Origin of the sequence: Collimonas sp. PA-H2, assembly GCF_002564105.1 — a bacterium.
Lineage (GTDB): Bacteria > Pseudomonadota > Gammaproteobacteria > Burkholderiales > Burkholderiaceae_D > Collimonas.
The window spans coordinates 3,621,582-3,636,998 of the sequence record NZ_PDBX01000001.1 but is presented as its reverse complement, the minus strand read 5'-3'; the positions used below and the strand labels follow the sequence as shown (position 1 = coordinate 3,636,998).

15 protein-coding genes are annotated in these 15,417 nt (G+C 50.8%); 13 read left to right on the top strand and 2 right to left on the bottom strand.

Annotated features, from left to right (window positions below):
* Positions 1-346: 346 nt before the first annotated feature.
* From BCF11_RS16655 to BCF11_RS16610, 10 genes are all read left to right on the top strand, one after another.
* Positions 347-2,857, top strand: coding sequence for a type VI secretion system Vgr family protein (locus BCF11_RS16655; RefSeq protein ID WP_098495726.1), 2,511 nt, complete (start codon positions 347-349; stop codon positions 2,855-2,857).
* Positions 2,857-3,750 carry a DUF4123 domain-containing protein gene (locus BCF11_RS16650; RefSeq protein WP_158229214.1) on the top strand — a complete coding sequence of 298 codons (894 nt, stop codon included), beginning with the start codon at positions 2,857-2,859 and terminating at the stop codon, positions 3,748-3,750. The genes BCF11_RS16655 and BCF11_RS16650 overlap by 1 nt, the downstream gene beginning before the upstream one ends.
* Positions 3,747-4,193, top strand: a complete 447-nt coding sequence (locus tag BCF11_RS16645) for a hypothetical protein (RefSeq protein ID WP_098495724.1) — start codon at positions 3,747-3,749, stop codon at positions 4,191-4,193. Before BCF11_RS16650 ends, BCF11_RS16645 begins: the two co-directional genes overlap by 4 nt.
* A 107-nt stretch (positions 4,194-4,300) precedes the next feature.
* On the top strand, positions 4,301-4,687 hold the full coding sequence (locus BCF11_RS16640) for a hypothetical protein (protein WP_143751350.1): 387 nt from the start codon (positions 4,301-4,303) through the stop codon (positions 4,685-4,687).
* Entirely contained in the window at positions 4,677-6,719 is a 2,043-nt protein-coding gene (locus tag BCF11_RS16635; protein WP_098495722.1) for a DUF2235 domain-containing protein, read from the top strand. The genes BCF11_RS16640 and BCF11_RS16635 overlap by 11 nt, the downstream gene beginning before the upstream one ends.
* A gap of 34 nt (positions 6,720-6,753) precedes the next feature.
* On the top strand, positions 6,754-7,020 hold the full coding sequence (locus BCF11_RS16630; RefSeq protein ID WP_098495721.1) for a PAAR domain-containing protein: 267 nt from the start codon (positions 6,754-6,756) through the stop codon (positions 7,018-7,020).
* A 4-nt stretch (positions 7,021-7,024) separates the two neighbouring features.
* The gene (locus tag BCF11_RS16625) at positions 7,025-8,389 is read left to right on the top strand and encodes a hypothetical protein (RefSeq protein WP_143751349.1); all 1,365 of its coding nucleotides are present in this window, start codon (positions 7,025-7,027) and stop codon (positions 8,387-8,389) included.
* Positions 8,390-8,436: 47 nt separating this feature from the next.
* Positions 8,437-9,471, top strand: a complete 1,035-nt coding sequence (locus BCF11_RS27610) for a hypothetical protein (protein WP_143751348.1) — start codon at positions 8,437-8,439, stop codon at positions 9,469-9,471.
* 467 nt (positions 9,472-9,938) lie between these two features.
* Positions 9,939-10,277, top strand: coding sequence for a hypothetical protein (locus BCF11_RS16615; protein ID WP_233212512.1), 339 nt, complete (start codon positions 9,939-9,941; stop codon positions 10,275-10,277).
* Positions 10,278-10,326: 49 nt separating this feature from the next.
* On the top strand, positions 10,327-10,728 hold the full coding sequence (locus tag BCF11_RS16610; protein WP_158229213.1) for a cysteine peptidase family C39 domain-containing protein: 402 nt from the start codon (positions 10,327-10,329) through the stop codon (positions 10,726-10,728).
* 5 nt (positions 10,729-10,733) lie between these two features.
* Here BCF11_RS16610 and BCF11_RS16605 read toward each other — a convergent pair whose 3' ends face one another.
* Positions 10,734-11,051, bottom strand: coding sequence for a helix-turn-helix domain-containing protein (locus tag BCF11_RS16605; RefSeq protein ID WP_098495717.1), 318 nt, complete (start codon positions 11,049-11,051; stop codon positions 10,734-10,736).
* Positions 11,052-11,189: 138 nt separating this feature from the next.
* Here BCF11_RS16605 and BCF11_RS16600 point away from each other — a divergent pair, with 138 nt between their 5' ends.
* Together BCF11_RS16600 and BCF11_RS16595 are read left to right on the top strand one after the other, a co-directional pair.
* Positions 11,190-11,603, top strand: a complete 414-nt coding sequence (locus BCF11_RS16600; protein WP_098495716.1) for a hypothetical protein — start codon at positions 11,190-11,192, stop codon at positions 11,601-11,603.
* Positions 11,566-12,744, top strand: coding sequence for an SHOCT domain-containing protein (locus BCF11_RS16595; protein ID WP_143751346.1), 1,179 nt, complete (start codon positions 11,566-11,568; stop codon positions 12,742-12,744). Before BCF11_RS16600 ends, BCF11_RS16595 begins: the two co-directional genes overlap by 38 nt.
* A 153-nt stretch (positions 12,745-12,897) precedes the next feature.
* On the opposite strand, the gene BCF11_RS16590 is transcribed toward BCF11_RS16595, so the two are convergent.
* Positions 12,898-14,166 carry a site-specific integrase gene (locus tag BCF11_RS16590; protein WP_199110894.1) on the bottom strand — a complete coding sequence of 423 codons (1,269 nt, stop codon included), beginning with the start codon at positions 14,164-14,166 and terminating at the stop codon, positions 12,898-12,900.
* A 187-nt stretch (positions 14,167-14,353) separates the two neighbouring features.
* On the opposite strand from BCF11_RS16590, the gene BCF11_RS16585 reads away from it, so the two are divergent.
* Complete coding sequence (locus tag BCF11_RS16585) at positions 14,354-15,325, top strand: glycosyltransferase family 8 protein (RefSeq protein WP_098495714.1); 972 nt, start codon at positions 14,354-14,356, stop codon at positions 15,323-15,325.
* Positions 15,326-15,417 lie beyond the last annotated feature (92 nt).

Genomic DNA, 15,417 nt, shown 5'->3' with positions numbered 1-15,417 from the left:
TTACTGCTTACGAGACGCGGGTTCTGCCCGCCGCCTCACCATTACAAACCACTCCAGACCACGCCAGATCGCATAAACACTAGAGGTAACAAAATCTACGCGGTCCGGAAAGGTCTCAAAAGGTCTGCACTTTCGCCCAAATTTCGCCCACGTTTTCCACCCAACGCGTCAGCAGCTCCGCCGGCATGGTCATTCTGGCTTCGCGCCAACATGTTTCAATTAAGCAATAAGTGTGAACTAAGGTGAAATCGCCCAATAAGTGACGCTTTTTTGCGCAGTTAACTGGGGAGCAACAATTTACTGTGGCAAAATAAGTTACATCCAATAAAAATCGCTGGGGTCATGAATGGAAAATGTACAGGCACTGCTTGGCGTGAGGCAACAAGGCCGTTTGCTTAAACTTGACACGCCGCTCGGTGCTGACGTTTTGCTTCCTCATCGTGTTGTTGCGCATGACCGTCTGGGTCGCGGTTATACCTACACCCTTGATGTGCTGTCCCTGCAGAGCGATATCGAACTCAAGGAGCTGATCGCTAAGCCTGTCACGTTGTGGATTCAGCAAGCCGATAAGCGCAGCTACCTGCCGATCCATGGCTATGTACACCAAGCCGGCATGCTCGGCCATGATGGGCAATTTACGGTTTATCAGTTGGCGTTTTCTTCCTGGCTGCATTTTCTACAGTACCGGCAGGATGCCCGCACCTGGCAAGATAAGACCACGGAAGACATCCTCAGCGACGTATTTGACCAGCACACCGAGGCACGCGGCAATTACCGCTTCGATCTGACGCAGGCCGCGCTGTCGCGCTCCTATTGCACGCAATACGAGAGCTCATGGAATTTCGTGGCGCGGTTGATGGAAGAAGAAGGCTGGTATAGCTATCACGAACAGAAGCAAGATGGCTCGGGCCATACGTTGGTGATCACCGATTCGGTGCATCAGTTGAAGCCGCTGGCGCCACAAGAGATCCGCTTCCATCGCGCCGGCGGCAACGATGAAGTCGACAAGATCACCCGTTGGGGCGGTCAGCGCAAGCTGCTCAGCAGGCAACTATCGACCATTACCTACGATTACAAATCGCCCAGCAACAGCAAGACTACCAATACCTACACGCTGGAAGGCCACGGCGCAGTGTCAAGCCAGCTCGAAGTCTACGAATATACTGGCCCTTACACCTACCTGGCACGGGACCGTGGCGACAAGCTGGCCAAGATCAAGGTCGAAGCCTGGGAATCCCAGGCCAAGCGCTATTACGCCTGGTCGAGCGTGCCTCGACTGGCCGCTGGGGTAGGCTTCTGGTTCAGTCTGGCCGGCCATACCGATCATGACCGCGATTCCGATGAGGACCGTCAGTTCATCGTCATTGGCCTGCACTGGTATATCGAGAACAACCTGCCGCTGTCGACGACAGTCAATCATTTCCCCGGCAGTCTGGAGCAGCAGATTGCCGACGCCAAGCAGCAGACCGCCGCCAGTGACAAGATCACCAACGAACAGAGCGGCTATTGCGTCAACAGCATCGAGGTACAGCGGCGGACGGTGGAATATCGCAGCCCGTTTGAGCATCACAAGCCAGTGATGCATACGCAGATCGCCACGGTCGTCGGACCAGAAAATGAAGAGATCTATACGGACTCTCTCAACCGTGTAAAAGTCTTGTTTCACTGGAACAGGCTGAACCCGGGCGACGAGAAGGCCTCATGCTGGGTTCGCGTCAGCTATCCAAATGCAGGGCAAGGTTATGGCGCGCTGAATGTGCCGCGCATCAAACAGGAAGTCGTGATCACCTTCCTGGGCGGCGATCCGGACCGTCCGCTGATAACCGGACGGGTCTACAACGGTGAACAGACACCCGACTGGCATACGAATGGCAAGCTGTCCGGTTATAAATCCAAGGAATACAAAGGCAGTGGATTTACGCAGTTGGTGATGGACGATAATACCAATCAAAACCGGGTGCAGCTTTATAGTTCCAATACGAACGCCCAGCTCAATCTTGGTTATCTGGTTGGGCAGCAAGGCAATACCCGCCAGGCGTTTTACGGTTCGGGTTTTTCTCTTAATTCCGATGCGTTTGGCGCCATTACCACCAATCAGGGACTTTACCTCAGCACCTTCGGCCGTCCCGGTGCGCAAGGATCGCAGCTTGATGTGCGGGAAGCCCATCAGCAACTGGAAGCCGGCCAGAATCTGACGAAATCGCTATCAGACACCAGCAGCAAGGCGAATGCTGAAGCCCTGGACGGCCAGGAATCACTGAAGAAATTCACCGACGCCACGCAAGACAAATACGAAGGCGAAGGCCAGCAGCAGGCTAATCGCTTCAAGGAACCAGTTTTGCTGGTGGCATCGCCGGCCGGCATCGGCCTGACCACGCCCAAGAGCACGCACGTCCATAGTGGCGAAAACGTCACGCTGTCGTCAGGGACGGATACCAACCTAGCCGTCGGCAAAAGTCTGGTCGCCAGCATCAAGGAAAAGCTCAGTCTGTTCGTGTATAACGGTGGTATCAAGCTGTTTGCAGCGAAAGGCAAGGTTGAGATCCAGGCGCAAAGCGACAATCTGGACATCATTGCCGAGAAGGTGCTACGGCTGATTTCCACCACGGACAATATCGAGATCTGGGCCAAGAAGGAAATTACCATTGGCGCTGGTGGATCTGCAATCAAAATCAATGAATCCGGCATTACCGATCTCACCAGCGGCCAGCGGGTTATCCATCAAGGTGACTTCAATCTGACGGGACCAAAAACCGTACCGTTCCCGATGCCGACACTTCCCAAGAGTATATGTCTTGAATGCCTGATGAAACGCGCCATGAGCCGTTCCTCGCTCATCAGCAAAGGAGTGCAATAATGGCGCTGCCGGAATTTCTGCAGCAATGGCAAGCGCTTCCTCAACCGCCAGAGCTATACCTTTATGCCATCGTCGATTCGGCACAGGATGCCCGACTGCTCGACAGGTTGCATAAAATAACGCCAAGAGCGCAAAGCCAATGTTTATTGGCCGATGCGCAAGGACCGGAACTGAGCAAGGCCGCACCCCATTTGGTGATATTGCCGCCTGTCGCGGAAGATGCCGAAGCCTGGTTGTTGCTTTTTCGTAGTGCTGCTTCAAATCCGGCCAGCCTCACCATCATCGCCAGTCCGCAAGAGTTTGCACCGCTGCATGCGCACCTGGTGCAGTTCACGGAAGTCGTTCTACCGGACGGGGACGAAATGTATTTTGCGTTCTGGGACCCAGCCGTCCTGGGCACGTTGGTCGGCCAGAAAGATGACCATACCCTGCACGTGCCGGGTCCGGTACTATCGGCGCGCCAATGCAGCAAACTGCTAACGAAAATCAACGCATGGTGGTATTGGGATCGCGACGGTAATCTGCATCAAGTACGTGAGGATGTTCCTCAGCCCGATACCGATCAGGTGCGGTTGCCACTCAAGCCGACTCAAGTCCAGCTTGATATGCTAATTGAAGCCAGCGTGCCTGATCATCTGCTCGGATACATCAAGGAAACCCAGCCGGAGCTGCTGATCGACATTCCAGAAGGTGAGCGGTATATGCGTGTCGAACACTATTTGCTGGAAGCGCGCAAGCTCAACTTGCGCGGCATGCAGGACATCACCAGATATATCTGTGCGGGATTGATTTACGGTAGCCAGTTGCAGCAAAACAGCGTTATTGAGGAGTTACTGGAAAAAGTCAAGGTCGGGCAGATCAGTTTGCCGGAAGCATTGGAGCAATTCCCATGAAATGGCGACCAAGTAAAAAAATGCTGATCTGGGTATTACTATCGGTAGTAGTTATTTCTCTCCTGATTGCCAGCGCAAAAAATGAGGTGGTGGACCACTGGCTGGAGCCGTTGCTCATGCTACTTTTGATTTTCGGCACCCCGCTGCTGGTTGCCTGGTTATTGTCGCGAGCATTTGGCAAAAATTATATAGCGCAGCATTTCGTCGCTATTTGCCTTTGTATCTTATCGATATCCGGGATGTGGTTAGCTATACCCATTTTCTTCGCTCCCATCGGCGTGCTCCTTTCAATTTTTGGTTGGTATAAATTCAAACATCAGATGGATCAAAAAGGTGAGACAGGGTATTGGCGCGCTGGTTTATTGAATGCGCTGCCGCTGCTATGTACGATAGCGATTACCACTTTCGAATATCACATGCTCAGTACTGCAAATTGGAATTAATGATGAAATTTAATGTTCGCCGCAAATTGCTTACGAACCTAGTTGCCGCTGGAGTCTTTGTTCCGCTCGTCGCTTGTGGGAAGAGCAATTTCATAGGAAATATTTTCATGAAAAAAGAAGTTGTTTTGGATGTTGTCTTGTTTAGTTACCTAAGCAGGCCCATTTTTGATGTGTATCTGAACGGCAGCGATATAGGGGTAGCCAGTTCGTACGGTGGGGGCAGAGCAGTTATGACAGCCGTTACAATTCCGTTAGGACCACAAACGTTGACTTGGCGTTTGGATGGACCAGCAGGAACGGCAGGCAATGGCGATACAGTCACGGTTAAGAATTCTTTGTCTTTTACGGCAGATCAAATTCCTGCCGATAGCCATTATTTAGGTGTCCACATTTATCCTGATGGCACCGCTGAATTGGTTAGTTCTGTAAATTTTCCAGAGCCAACACCTAAAGGCGAAAAAATTTATAAGGAGAAGCATCTCCATGGCCGGTGATCAAGAAGAATTACAAGCTGCAATTGCTCGTAGCCGCGACGTTCCGACAGACCCACCAACGACGAAGCAGGATTGTTCTGACATTGTGAACATAAGCGTGTTTTTCGATGGTACGGGTAACAACAAGGAAGTCGACGAAGGGCCAAAAAAATGGAGCAATCCGGCTCGAATGTGGCGGTCTGCCGCATTTGCCGCTGATGTATCTAGTACGATTTATCCCATTTATGTTTCTGGTGTTGGCACGCCATTTAATGGCAAGGCGACCGGCTGGCTTGATGAAATATGGAAAACAGGGCAAGACAATATTGGCGGAAGTGGTTTCGGTGCAGGCGGGACACGCCGCACCGAGTACGGGCACAACAACGTTAATGACACGCTACGCAGTGTATTGCTGAGCAATGCAAAAAAACTGGATGCTACGACTAAAGCGTATGCCGAAAAAGGCCAAAACCAGAGTTTTGCGGATGTCAGCAAAGCATTAGCCGGGCATCGTTTAATCAAAATGATTAATCTCTCGATTTTTGGTTTTTCTCGTGGAGCTGCATTAGGGCGGGCATTTTGTAATGATTTTTTAAAGGACTGTAAAACGGACAAAGACGGGCAACTGACTTACCAGGGCTATCCCATCCGCATCCACTTTATGGGGCTGTTTGATACCGTGGCGTCGTTTGGTGTTCCCGCTGCCAATATGGATGGTCTGTTCACAGAAAAGAATCTGAAGGTGCCGGGGCAAGTAGAACGTTGCGTACATTACGTGGCGGCGCATGAATTACGATTTTCTTTTCCATCAGATTTAATTCGTCAACATGGGAAACTGATGCCGAACTGGACGGAAACTATCTACCCTGGCGTGCATTCGGATGTTGGCGGCGGTTATGAGCCAGTCGATCAAGATCGTCCTAACAATTATGCTCGTATTCCGTTGCGTGACATGATGAGTGAGGCGCTCAAATCCGGTGTACGGATGCTCTCATATCAAGATATCGAAAAAAGCAATAATCAAGCGTTTAAAGAGCGCTTTAAAATCCAACCAGAAACCGAGAAAGCGTATAAAGATTATATGGGCGCCGTGTCCCCAAGCGGCACAGCGGAGCAAGCTGTCGCTATGCATATGAAAGCGCTGTATTCAGCATACGGCACGCTGGCACGAAAAGGAATTAAAACACCAGATCACGCCACCGACATAGGGCATACGCTCGTTGGACATGCCAGTATGGAGCGTGAAGTCAAAGCGCTGCGCAGCCGTATGTCAACTACCCGTCTATTGCTGGATCAGGCATCGATACCGCAAACATTGCAATTTTTCGGAACGGTTTATGGGCAAACGGTCACCGTAGAGCCTTGGCGCTTGCATGCCTGGGATAGTACTGCCAGCGATGCTGTATTAGGGTTAGTAAAGGGCTATATACACGATTCAAAGAGCGGATTTATGTATGGCGTTGAGCCGTTCAGTTATTTTCGTCCACGTGGTATGACTGAATCGAGCATTAATGTATTGGCAAAGGGCGTGCAATGGCTGGATCAGAATGTGGAAGCGGCCAAGAACGGTGTCATCAAGATTTACAACAGTGCTGAAGGCGTCGTTGTAGAAACCTATCAGGCAGGAAAACTGATTGCGACTCAGACTTATAAAGTGGGTGAAAAATTTACGGTCGATACTGTGCAGGCCGGAGAAAAATATGCCGTTGAGGTGTACAACACCAGCAAGCAGGTAGTGATTTCGACTGTGGATGCCGGTCAAAAAATGATTGTCTCGTCAATCAATACTGTGCAGAAGAAAGCATCGGATCTGGCGGACGCTACTCAGAAAAAAGCTACTGAGGTAAGTCAAGAAATCCAGCAAGGCGCGACGAAGCTTTCAAACGAGGCTGGCCAATTCTACGATACGGCGAAAAAAAACGTGTCCGATATGGCGACCCAAGTTGGCCAGGGCACCAAGCAAGTATCGGATTATGTGGGCAATAAAGCCGACGCGGGCATGAAGGTAGTTGAAGATGGCTGGAAATCCACCAAGAGTCTCTTAGGATTTTGATTTACATGATTTTCAACAGAAAGGAGCTTAGCTAATGGCTCTTTCCATTATTCGCCTGGGTGATAAAACCACCCATGGCGGCGTCGTCGTCAGTGCATCGCCGATCCATCTTATCCACGGCCTGGGGATTGCCCGCGTAGGGGATATGGTGACTTGCCCGCAGTCCGGGCATGGCACCAATCCTATTATCGAAGGCTCACCGACTTTTACTATCGATGGCCGCCAAGTAGCACTGCACGGACATCATACGGCTTGCGGTTGCGCCTTGATTTCCAGCATGCCGACCGCTTCGCAAGGGTAATATTTTGAAATTGACAGCACTCTTCGTCTCTCCCAGCATTGCCGTGCGCGGCGTCACGTGGCTAATCACATTTTTGTTGCTGACCGTCCTCTGGATATTGCTGTTGCGATTCCTTCCACTGGACGGTCTGTTCCACTATCTCGGCACAGTTGGCATGACTGGTACGCAGTCCGTTATGGCGATCACATTGTTACCACCGCTGGTGCTAAGCGTGTTGAGCAGGGTAGCTCTGCAAGCGCTTGTCCCTGCCGTAGCCCCGCCGAGCATGGCACCAACTCAATCGCCACCCGAGGTTATCATCGCTGCACCTGTAGAGATGCCGCAGATCGCAGCGTGGGGTGTGGTGACGCCATTCGGTGATGCCGGTGTGACGGTGACAAGTAGTCAGGAACAAGAAAAAATCTTCCGCCCCGACAGTATGATACGCAATACCGAAGGCCATCCAGTCCAGACGGCGACGATTGAGAATTTACCTCTGGAACTACTCGACTATCCGGTCGAGACCCGTTCTCGTGCTAAGCGTATTACTGCAATGCTGGTGACCGTACTCGATACCCTGTTTGAGCAACAACCAGAATTGACGCGTTCTAGCAGCGCACCGGCGACGGTCTATTGGCTGGTCCCGGAGGCGCTACCTCTGGATAGTGAAACACGCCTCCATTTCTCCATGGCCTGGACGCATTCGTACTGGTCCACTGTTGACTATGATTTACATCTTGTGCCTGCTGTGTCAGAAAGCGCTTATGGCGCAATGAATGCGTTGCAGCAGCATATGAGTAGCAACAAAATGCCTTACGTTTTACTGCTGGCGGCTGATAGCCTGGTGAATCCCGACGAATTACTTCTACCGCTGGCGTTGAATCAAGTATTTTCCAGCAAGATAACTGATGGCTTTGTTCCAGCGGAAGGGGCAGCAAGCCTATTGTTGGTAGATGCGGCATTCGCTACACACTTACAGATGACTGGACTTTGCAAGCCGGGCCCTGCGCAACGCGGTCTGCGCGCCTCGGATCGTACAGCGAAAGGGAACGCTGATTCCAACACCTTGGCGAACTGCATCGCCGAGGCAATGACAGTATCCAAGATAGCGGCTGGCGAAATCGGTAACGTGATCAGCGATACCGATCATCGTTTTGCACGTACAAGTGAAGTGATAGATGCTTTAGGGAAGACATTACCCGGGCTTGATCCCTTGTCGCAACGGACCGCGCCTATGGCGTTTGCGGGGTCCTTTGGTGCGGCGTCGGATCTTATCCATATTGCGTTAGCTGCCGAGATGGCGACGACAACCGAACAGGCGACATTAGTTGTTAGCGTGGCAGATGCTCGACAAACAGCAGCGATGATGATTCTGCCAGGTCAAGTCTGATAGGGCGACCAACTAGCAACGTTAAAATCGTTTCTGAATACCTCTCAATGACCAGCATTAAAAAAATATCATATCCAGGACTAGAGGCGCAAAACAATCAGCGACGATTGACGCTTGAAGAAATGCAGGCGATCGCCCGAGAGCGCGGTGGCCTATGCCTGTCGGACAGTTACCTCAACAGTGACACGCGACTTCAGTGGCAATGCGCACAACTGCATCGGTGGCGCGCTACGCCGAATAGTGTAAAGCACGGTACTTGGTGTCCAACTTGCTACCGCGACAGCCAACGCCAAAGCCTGGAAGAACTACAGGACTTGGCGCAACAAAAGGGCGGAAAATTGCTGTCAAAACGCACCGTCCCTTACTTGCAAAAATTGCGTTGGCGCTGCGCACATAACCACACTTGGCAGGCTACGGCATCGCAGATACGTGCCGGTAACTGGTGTCAACAGTGTTATTACGACAGCATGCGCGGCAACATCGAGGCAATGCACGCGCTGGCCGCCGCTAAAGGTGGTACTTGTTTGTCTCAGACCTATGTCGATGCTGTCACCCATCTGCAATGGCAGTGTGCGGTCGGTCATGTTTGGCAGGCGAAACCGGCAACGGTCACTACTAGCTGGTGTCCTACGTGCAGTTTTGATCGTAAGCGATTAGGCATCGAGAAGATGCAGGAATTGGCACGGCAGCGTGGCGGACACTGTCTTTCTGAGACATACAAGAACAATGCGACGCGTTTGGTCTGGCAGTGTGCCAAGGGCCATACTTGGCAAGCAAAACCGATCCATGTTCAACGCGAGCATTGGTGCCATGAATGCTCTCGCGAAAAAGTGCGCACAGGAATTTCCAAAATGCGAGAAATTGCTCAGATGCATGGCGGAGTTTGCTTATCGGATACCTACATTAATCTTATATCCCTACTTAAATGGCAATGTATTGAAGGCCACACATGGGAGGCCAAGCCGGCAAATATCCAGAACGGCTCCTGGTGTCCAGAATGCCGACGTATTGAGCGTGACTTGAAAAAGAAACTAGACGCCAAGAACAAGAAAAAGCGGTTTTCCCTGCCGAATCTGCTGTAACCGCCTCCTGATGCTCAAAATGCCGCAAAAATGCGTCATTTTGCGGACGATACCTGCTATTTCGGGGGCTCTAGCGCTAACATTGTTAATTCTCAATTGACGGCGGTAAATGGAATATTTATCGCTTCCCTGATATCAAATCTCCCTGTAGCCGAAGTCTCGATTCCGGCCGGATTGACACTCTATTTCGCTTCTCAGTGACGAAAATAGTTAAAATATATCAAACTATAAATTTCAATAGATTTGTATTTTTGATGATATAATGGCAATATTGTGTTGATAAAGCAGCGTATTGACCGGCTATCAAATCAGCGCAAAAGCAAGGCTTTGCAAGGCTTCCGGCCTATCTCTCGCAGTTTCTCGCACTTCTCCCGCTTTTCTTCTCCCCGATTGCCTTGTTTTTTGAGATGGCCTTGCTTGTTTTTGATCATTTTGTTGTTAATTTGATACTTTTATGAGGATTCATCATGTCTAATCTGCCTACTTCATCCGAAAATCGACGGTTTTTAATCATTGCAGTAACGCATTCTCCACCGCTTTTTACCCTCGGCCACGTCGTTGCCACCCCCGACGCCCTCGATCTGCTGGATCGACTCGGCATTAACGCCAGCACTCTGCTAGTCAGGCATCAGCAAGGGGATTGGGGCGATATTTGCCGGGAAGACGCCGCAACCAACACCTGGGCCGCTCAAGCCGGTGAACGCCTCCTGTCAGCCTACATCTTGGGCAAGCCGCATGAACGACTGTGGATCATTACCGAGCGCGACCGCAGTGTCACCACCTTGCTGCTACCGGAGGAATACTGATGGCCAGTTTCCTGTCACAACGCCTTTACTCAACGCCGCGGATGACGTGATGGGGTTGCGAAGAATCATCCAGCAGGATCGGAACGGTTGCGGGCTAGCTTGTGTTGCCATGTTGGCGGGCATCTCTTACCGGCAAGCCTGCGCCATTGCGGAGCAGCGCGGTTGGTATGCGGATATTCGTAAAAACGGCATGCCCACGCACCGCCTCAGAAAACTGCTGCGCGATAGCGGTGTCCGCACCAATAGAGCGGTACGTACAAGCCGTTGGGAGCGCTTTAGTGATTTGGCGATTGTTTGCACCAACTCGCACTGGTCGGTATTTCAGCGAAATAAGGCAGGCGCCGAACGGGTATTCGATTCAAACGCCCGCCTGAAGCAAGGTATCCGCACCGACTTGAGTCGAATCCGTCCTGTGTTTTTCATTGAAGTGATCGGCACCGCAGACTGCTAAAACGCTCACCTCAGCCGTGTTTTTATTGGTTTCGGTGGTGGCTTGCGCTCAGGGCCAGCCGGCGACAGTGCAATGGTGACCGGTGCAAAGAGGTCCGCCAGCGTGATATTCAGCGCGTAGCACAGGTTTGCCAAGGTAATCACTGAAGGATTTGCCGCCCCGCGTTCTATCTGCGACACGTAGGTGCGGTCAACATCAGCGTCAAAAGCCAGCGTTTCCTGTGACTTGTTCGCCTCGATACGGATTGCCTTCAAGTTCTTGCCAACAGCAGTACAAACCTTGTTGCGCTTATCAGCAGGCTTTTTTGGAGGAGGAGCTTTCATGGGTATTCATCATGCCCATTCGTCGACTGATTAACGACGGAATATAAACTACGTTTACTTGTTGTCTATAGTCATCAATAATGAGTTAGTTTTAACCCTTTTCTCCATTTTTAAACTATATCTTTGAGCCAAAACCAGATGAATAAATTACTCATTGCCGCATTGCTTTTCTCGGGACTCGCAAATGCCGCCGACAAGCGCACAGAAGTTGCATTTAACAACTTCATTGTTGAAGGCGCTTCGGAAGCTTCGGATACCACCTTCGTCGTTACCAGAAATCCTCCGATGGCCATGCTAGTCGACGGAACTGGCAGAAAAACGCTGGACCGTATATCTAGCGGCAAGTTGATGTGCTTTCAGGTTAACAGTGAAAAGAGGAGGGAGTATCAAGAGTATGCAATGCGTTCGAATGCAGCGGTTACGCAGATGGAACAAGCCATTGCACTAGGTTTCAAGATGCCTGAAAAAATGAGCAAGGATTACTACGAACTTAGGCTGGCGCTGAAATTTGTAAATGATGCCGGGGATGCCGCTTATTACGACTGCAAGTAATTACTACGCAAATGTCGAATCGGCGCTAGTTCCCATTGCAGCTGTATTTCAGGCTCATATCGAGAAGCTACCTAACCATCAAAAAACGTCATTTCTGCTCGGACAAACCAACTCTTCACTACTACCAACCCAAGGGATAACAATGGACAATATTCAAGAAATCGAAAGACTGCATGCGCTCAAGGAAAAAGGCGTGTTAAGCCAGGAAGAATTCGAGGGGCAAAAGGCGCAATTGCTGTCGGGTGCCGCGAAGCCCAAACCTGGCTCGGCAAAGCGATGGTGGAAAATATCCTTAGCCTTGATTGGTTTCGGAGTCGGCATTACGTTCTTCTACGGCGCCATATCGACATTAAATGGAACGGCTGGCTCCGCCTCAGGTGTAACTTGCGACAGCGATGCGGCAAAGGACACGCTCAAGCACGCATTTGATCTGTCCCAATTTGCGAGAACCCTCAATCTGAGTGCTGTTGAAGTGAGTGCCCCAATTGAACAGAGGCATGATGCTAAGACCGGCGCACGCAGCTGCAAAGGCGATATATCGATGAACAATGCATCCGTGGCGCATGTCATCTACAAGATTGAGCCGCGCCCAAACGGGCAATTCATGGTGACGTTCGAAGTCGATGACAACAACACTCCTCCAGAATCATCGCGTAAGTCTACAGCAACGGACTCTCCGGCCGCACAACGTGCCGAAGCGGTTACGGTGGCACCCGCCAAACAGATCGCCGCCCCCGAGCCAGCAGCACCGCCACTGGCAGTCGAGGCTCCGCAGCCGCAAACGATGGCACAAGAAAACATAGCGGTAGAGGATAAATTCGCGTTCCTGAGCAAGTACAGCGTTTCGTTCGATTGTGCCAGGGCCAGCAACTTTGCAGAGCAGGCGGTTTGCTCGAATGTGATCTTGGGGCAATTGGACGGCTTATTGCTGGCCACTTACCAGAGTCGCTTGTTACCGGAGTTTCGCGCAAATAGGGAATGGATGAGGAAAAAGCAAATGATCTGGCTGAGCAAGCGCAATGCGTGCACCGATGCTGCATGTATTACGCAAACGTATAAGGATCGTATTGGCGAATTGTGCGAAATGCAGCCTGTCTCCGGTGTGCATGCCGATAGCGACTGCGATCGGCTGCCACAATGATTTCCGTTGACGATTAGATTCACAACAGAGAGACCCGCCGCGCTGGCGCCCGATCTTGTGTCTTTGGTCAAGTCCGCATGTATCGATGCTGACAAGAGAATTCAGCATCGATACTGTCCAAGGAGTGCATCAAATATATTAACGACCAACAATTCAGGCTAGGTTTTGACAACGAACCAAAAAGTCACCCCACTTTGTCAAAGCGTCCTTTCGCTCGTCAAAGTAAGTATGGACATCATAGATGCCCTCAACACCCCTGAGTTTGTGATTTAAGCACATCTCAGTAATATCACTTGGCACCCCGAGTGCCCGCATTTGACTCTTCGCAGTGGATCGTAGGTCATGCGGAGTAAAACTTCTCACTTCAGGCTTATGTTCTTCAATCCAATACTTTATCGCTGAACCTATCGTGTTGGGGTCTATCGGCGCATCACCACCAAATCGTGCCCGCCTCGCTTCTGCCCGTGTCGGCAAAATGAACTCCGAGTCCGCATTTAACAAGATCAGTTGCTGAAACCAGGATTTCACGGGTGCCGTTATTGGGACTTGCATTCCTGGACCAGTTTTACTTGACGGAATGCTCCAGACATCATTTTCGAAATCTATCTGGCTCCGAGTCGCCTTTATCAGCTCATCTGATCGAACGGCGGTCCCGAGTAGCACTTTAATTGCCAGAACGTTTTGTGGCTTCATTTTGGCGTTCATCAGCACATGCAGTTCAGATTGTGAAAGCATCAATCTGCGCCTAATTGGTGGACGTTTGCCCAACAAAGCGTTTAATTCAATTCCGGTACAAGGATTAACTGCAATCAGCTTTTTCCCGGCCGCGTGCCTGAACAGCATCTTCGCGGTACATAAAAGCATGTTCGATTCTGTCCAAGTGGCTCCAACCTGTTCGATAAGAGAAACTATGTCCATAGGAGTTATCTTGGAAACCGTCATTGCCCCTAAGCGTGCCTCTATCCGCAGCAAACTACGTCCATAGCTTCGCTGTGTACTTTGTCCCAGACCGACTAGAACTTTCACCCGATAATCGACGATCAGGCTGCGAACAGTCCAATCTTGGTATGTCAACAAAGTGGCTTTTCGTTTATCGCTTGCTGGATCGCCACCACGATCGATCTCCGAGCGCTTTTCTCGGGCGATTTTCCTGGCTGCAGCAAGACCGATATCTGGGTAGTTTCCAATGGTTAGTTCCTTTGGACGTCCACCATACCGATAGCGTAATATCCACGTTGCAGTGCCAGCAGCGGAAAGAGTGAAAGTCAAACCGTCACCATCCGATTTGGCCATTGGCAAGCGTAGCTCGATAATTTCCTGTGTAGCTGGATCTTTAGTCGTTGGCCTGTTACCTTGTTCGACTGCGCGCACCCAGCGTTGCAATTGGAGCACCTCTAATTTGTCTCTTGTTTTTTCAGCCATTTTTCATCCCTTATGCGTAGCTACACTACCAGCTACACATAATAATGATGACCACACTAGACGTCAATAGATGAACAAAGACATTAAATCATTAAAAATCAGTAGCTTACAAAAGAATGTTAGATAGATGTAGACGCCATTAGATAAACAATAAAATAATACGACATCATTCTTATGTAAGGTTTGCATGAACAATTCTTTACCGCTTTCTTCGCCTGACACTGTGGTGGACGATTCCTTCCACATTGCCTTCTGCGTCGACGACCACTATTGCCGCAGCATGGGCGCGACCATCGCCTCCATCATCGCCAACAGCCCGGGCGTGAAATTCACCTTTCATGTGTTCGCCTTCAAGCTTTCCGACGACAACCGTAGCCGCTTCAAGCAGCTGGAAGCAATGTATGGGCTGAAGACGCACATCCACATCATCGATCCGGATGTGTTCAAGCCTTTCGCCCACATCTCGCAATTTTCCTACTACTCGCCAACCATCTTCACCCGCTTGCTGATCCCCTCGACCTTGCGTGGACTGTGCGACAAAGTGCTGTACCTGGACGCCGACATCCTGTGCGTCGGCAGCATGGCAGAACTGCTGACCATGGAGTTCGGCGACAGCGCGGCGATTGTGGTGCCGGATGCGGATGAAACCACCAGAAGGCGCTGTGCCGCCTTACAGCTAGCGTCTGGAAAATATTTCAATTCCGGCGTGATGTACATGCATGTCGAAAACTGGATGGCGCAGGAAATCACCGAGAAAACCATCCACGCTATCCTGGAGAACGGCAAGGAGTATCGTTTCCCCGACCAGGATGCGCTGAATGTGGTGCTGGAAGGGAAAATCCAGTACATCCCGCGCAAATGGAATTTCCTGTATGACCTGATCCATGACCTGGAAAAAGACAAGCGCCAGATGCGCGATATCGGAGCGGTCGTCTTCATTCACTTCGCCGGCGCCGTCAAGCCGTGGAACGACTGGTGCCTGCACGCCTCCAGGGACTTGTTCGTCAAGTACCAGACGCTCTCACCATGGGCCGACCTGGCGCTGGATAAAGCACCCAGGAACTACAAAGAGATGAGAATGTATTCGCGCTTCCTGATGAAACGCGGACAGATGCTGGCCAGCTTCAAGTGGTATATGAAATATCTGGCGGCCAGATAAGCGCCAAGTGCCTGAACATCTTACCAAGTGTAGTGCTTCGCAAATAATGAAACTTCATAAACGGCGTCTTTTCGCGCCATGCGTCGTTGCAA

Bases quoted from the DNA above. Each gene is read 5' to 3' on its own strand.
- BCF11_RS27610 (WP_143751348.1), top strand. From the start codon at position 8,437: ATGACCAGCATTAAAAAAATATCATATCCAGGACTAGAGGCGCAAAAC.
- BCF11_RS16590 (WP_199110894.1), bottom strand. From the start codon at position 14,166: ATGGCTGAAAAAACAAGAGACAAATTAGAGGTGCTCCAATTGCAACGC.
- BCF11_RS16615 (WP_233212512.1), top strand. From the start codon at position 9,939: ATGTCTAATCTGCCTACTTCATCCGAAAATCGACGGTTTTTAATCATT.
- BCF11_RS16650 (WP_158229214.1), top strand. From the start codon at position 2,857: ATGGCGCTGCCGGAATTTCTGCAGCAATGGCAAGCGCTTCCTCAACCG.
- BCF11_RS16655 (WP_098495726.1), top strand. From the start codon at position 347: ATGGAAAATGTACAGGCACTGCTTGGCGTGAGGCAACAAGGCCGTTTG.
- BCF11_RS16630 (WP_098495721.1), top strand. From the start codon at position 6,754: ATGGCTCTTTCCATTATTCGCCTGGGTGATAAAACCACCCATGGCGGC.
- BCF11_RS16605 (WP_098495717.1), bottom strand. From the start codon at position 11,051: ATGAAAGCTCCTCCTCCAAAAAAGCCTGCTGATAAGCGCAACAAGGTT.
- BCF11_RS16610 (WP_158229213.1), top strand. From the start codon at position 10,327: ATGGGGTTGCGAAGAATCATCCAGCAGGATCGGAACGGTTGCGGGCTA.
- BCF11_RS16585 (WP_098495714.1), top strand. From the start codon at position 14,354: ATGAACAATTCTTTACCGCTTTCTTCGCCTGACACTGTGGTGGACGAT.
- BCF11_RS16640 (WP_143751350.1), top strand. From the start codon at position 4,301: ATGAAAAAAGAAGTTGTTTTGGATGTTGTCTTGTTTAGTTACCTAAGC.
- BCF11_RS16595 (WP_143751346.1), top strand. From the start codon at position 11,566: ATGATGCCGGGGATGCCGCTTATTACGACTGCAAGTAATTACTACGCA.
- BCF11_RS16635 (WP_098495722.1), top strand. From the start codon at position 4,677: ATGGCCGGTGATCAAGAAGAATTACAAGCTGCAATTGCTCGTAGCCGC.
- BCF11_RS16645 (WP_098495724.1), top strand. From the start codon at position 3,747: ATGAAATGGCGACCAAGTAAAAAAATGCTGATCTGGGTATTACTATCG.
- BCF11_RS16600 (WP_098495716.1), top strand. From the start codon at position 11,190: ATGAATAAATTACTCATTGCCGCATTGCTTTTCTCGGGACTCGCAAAT.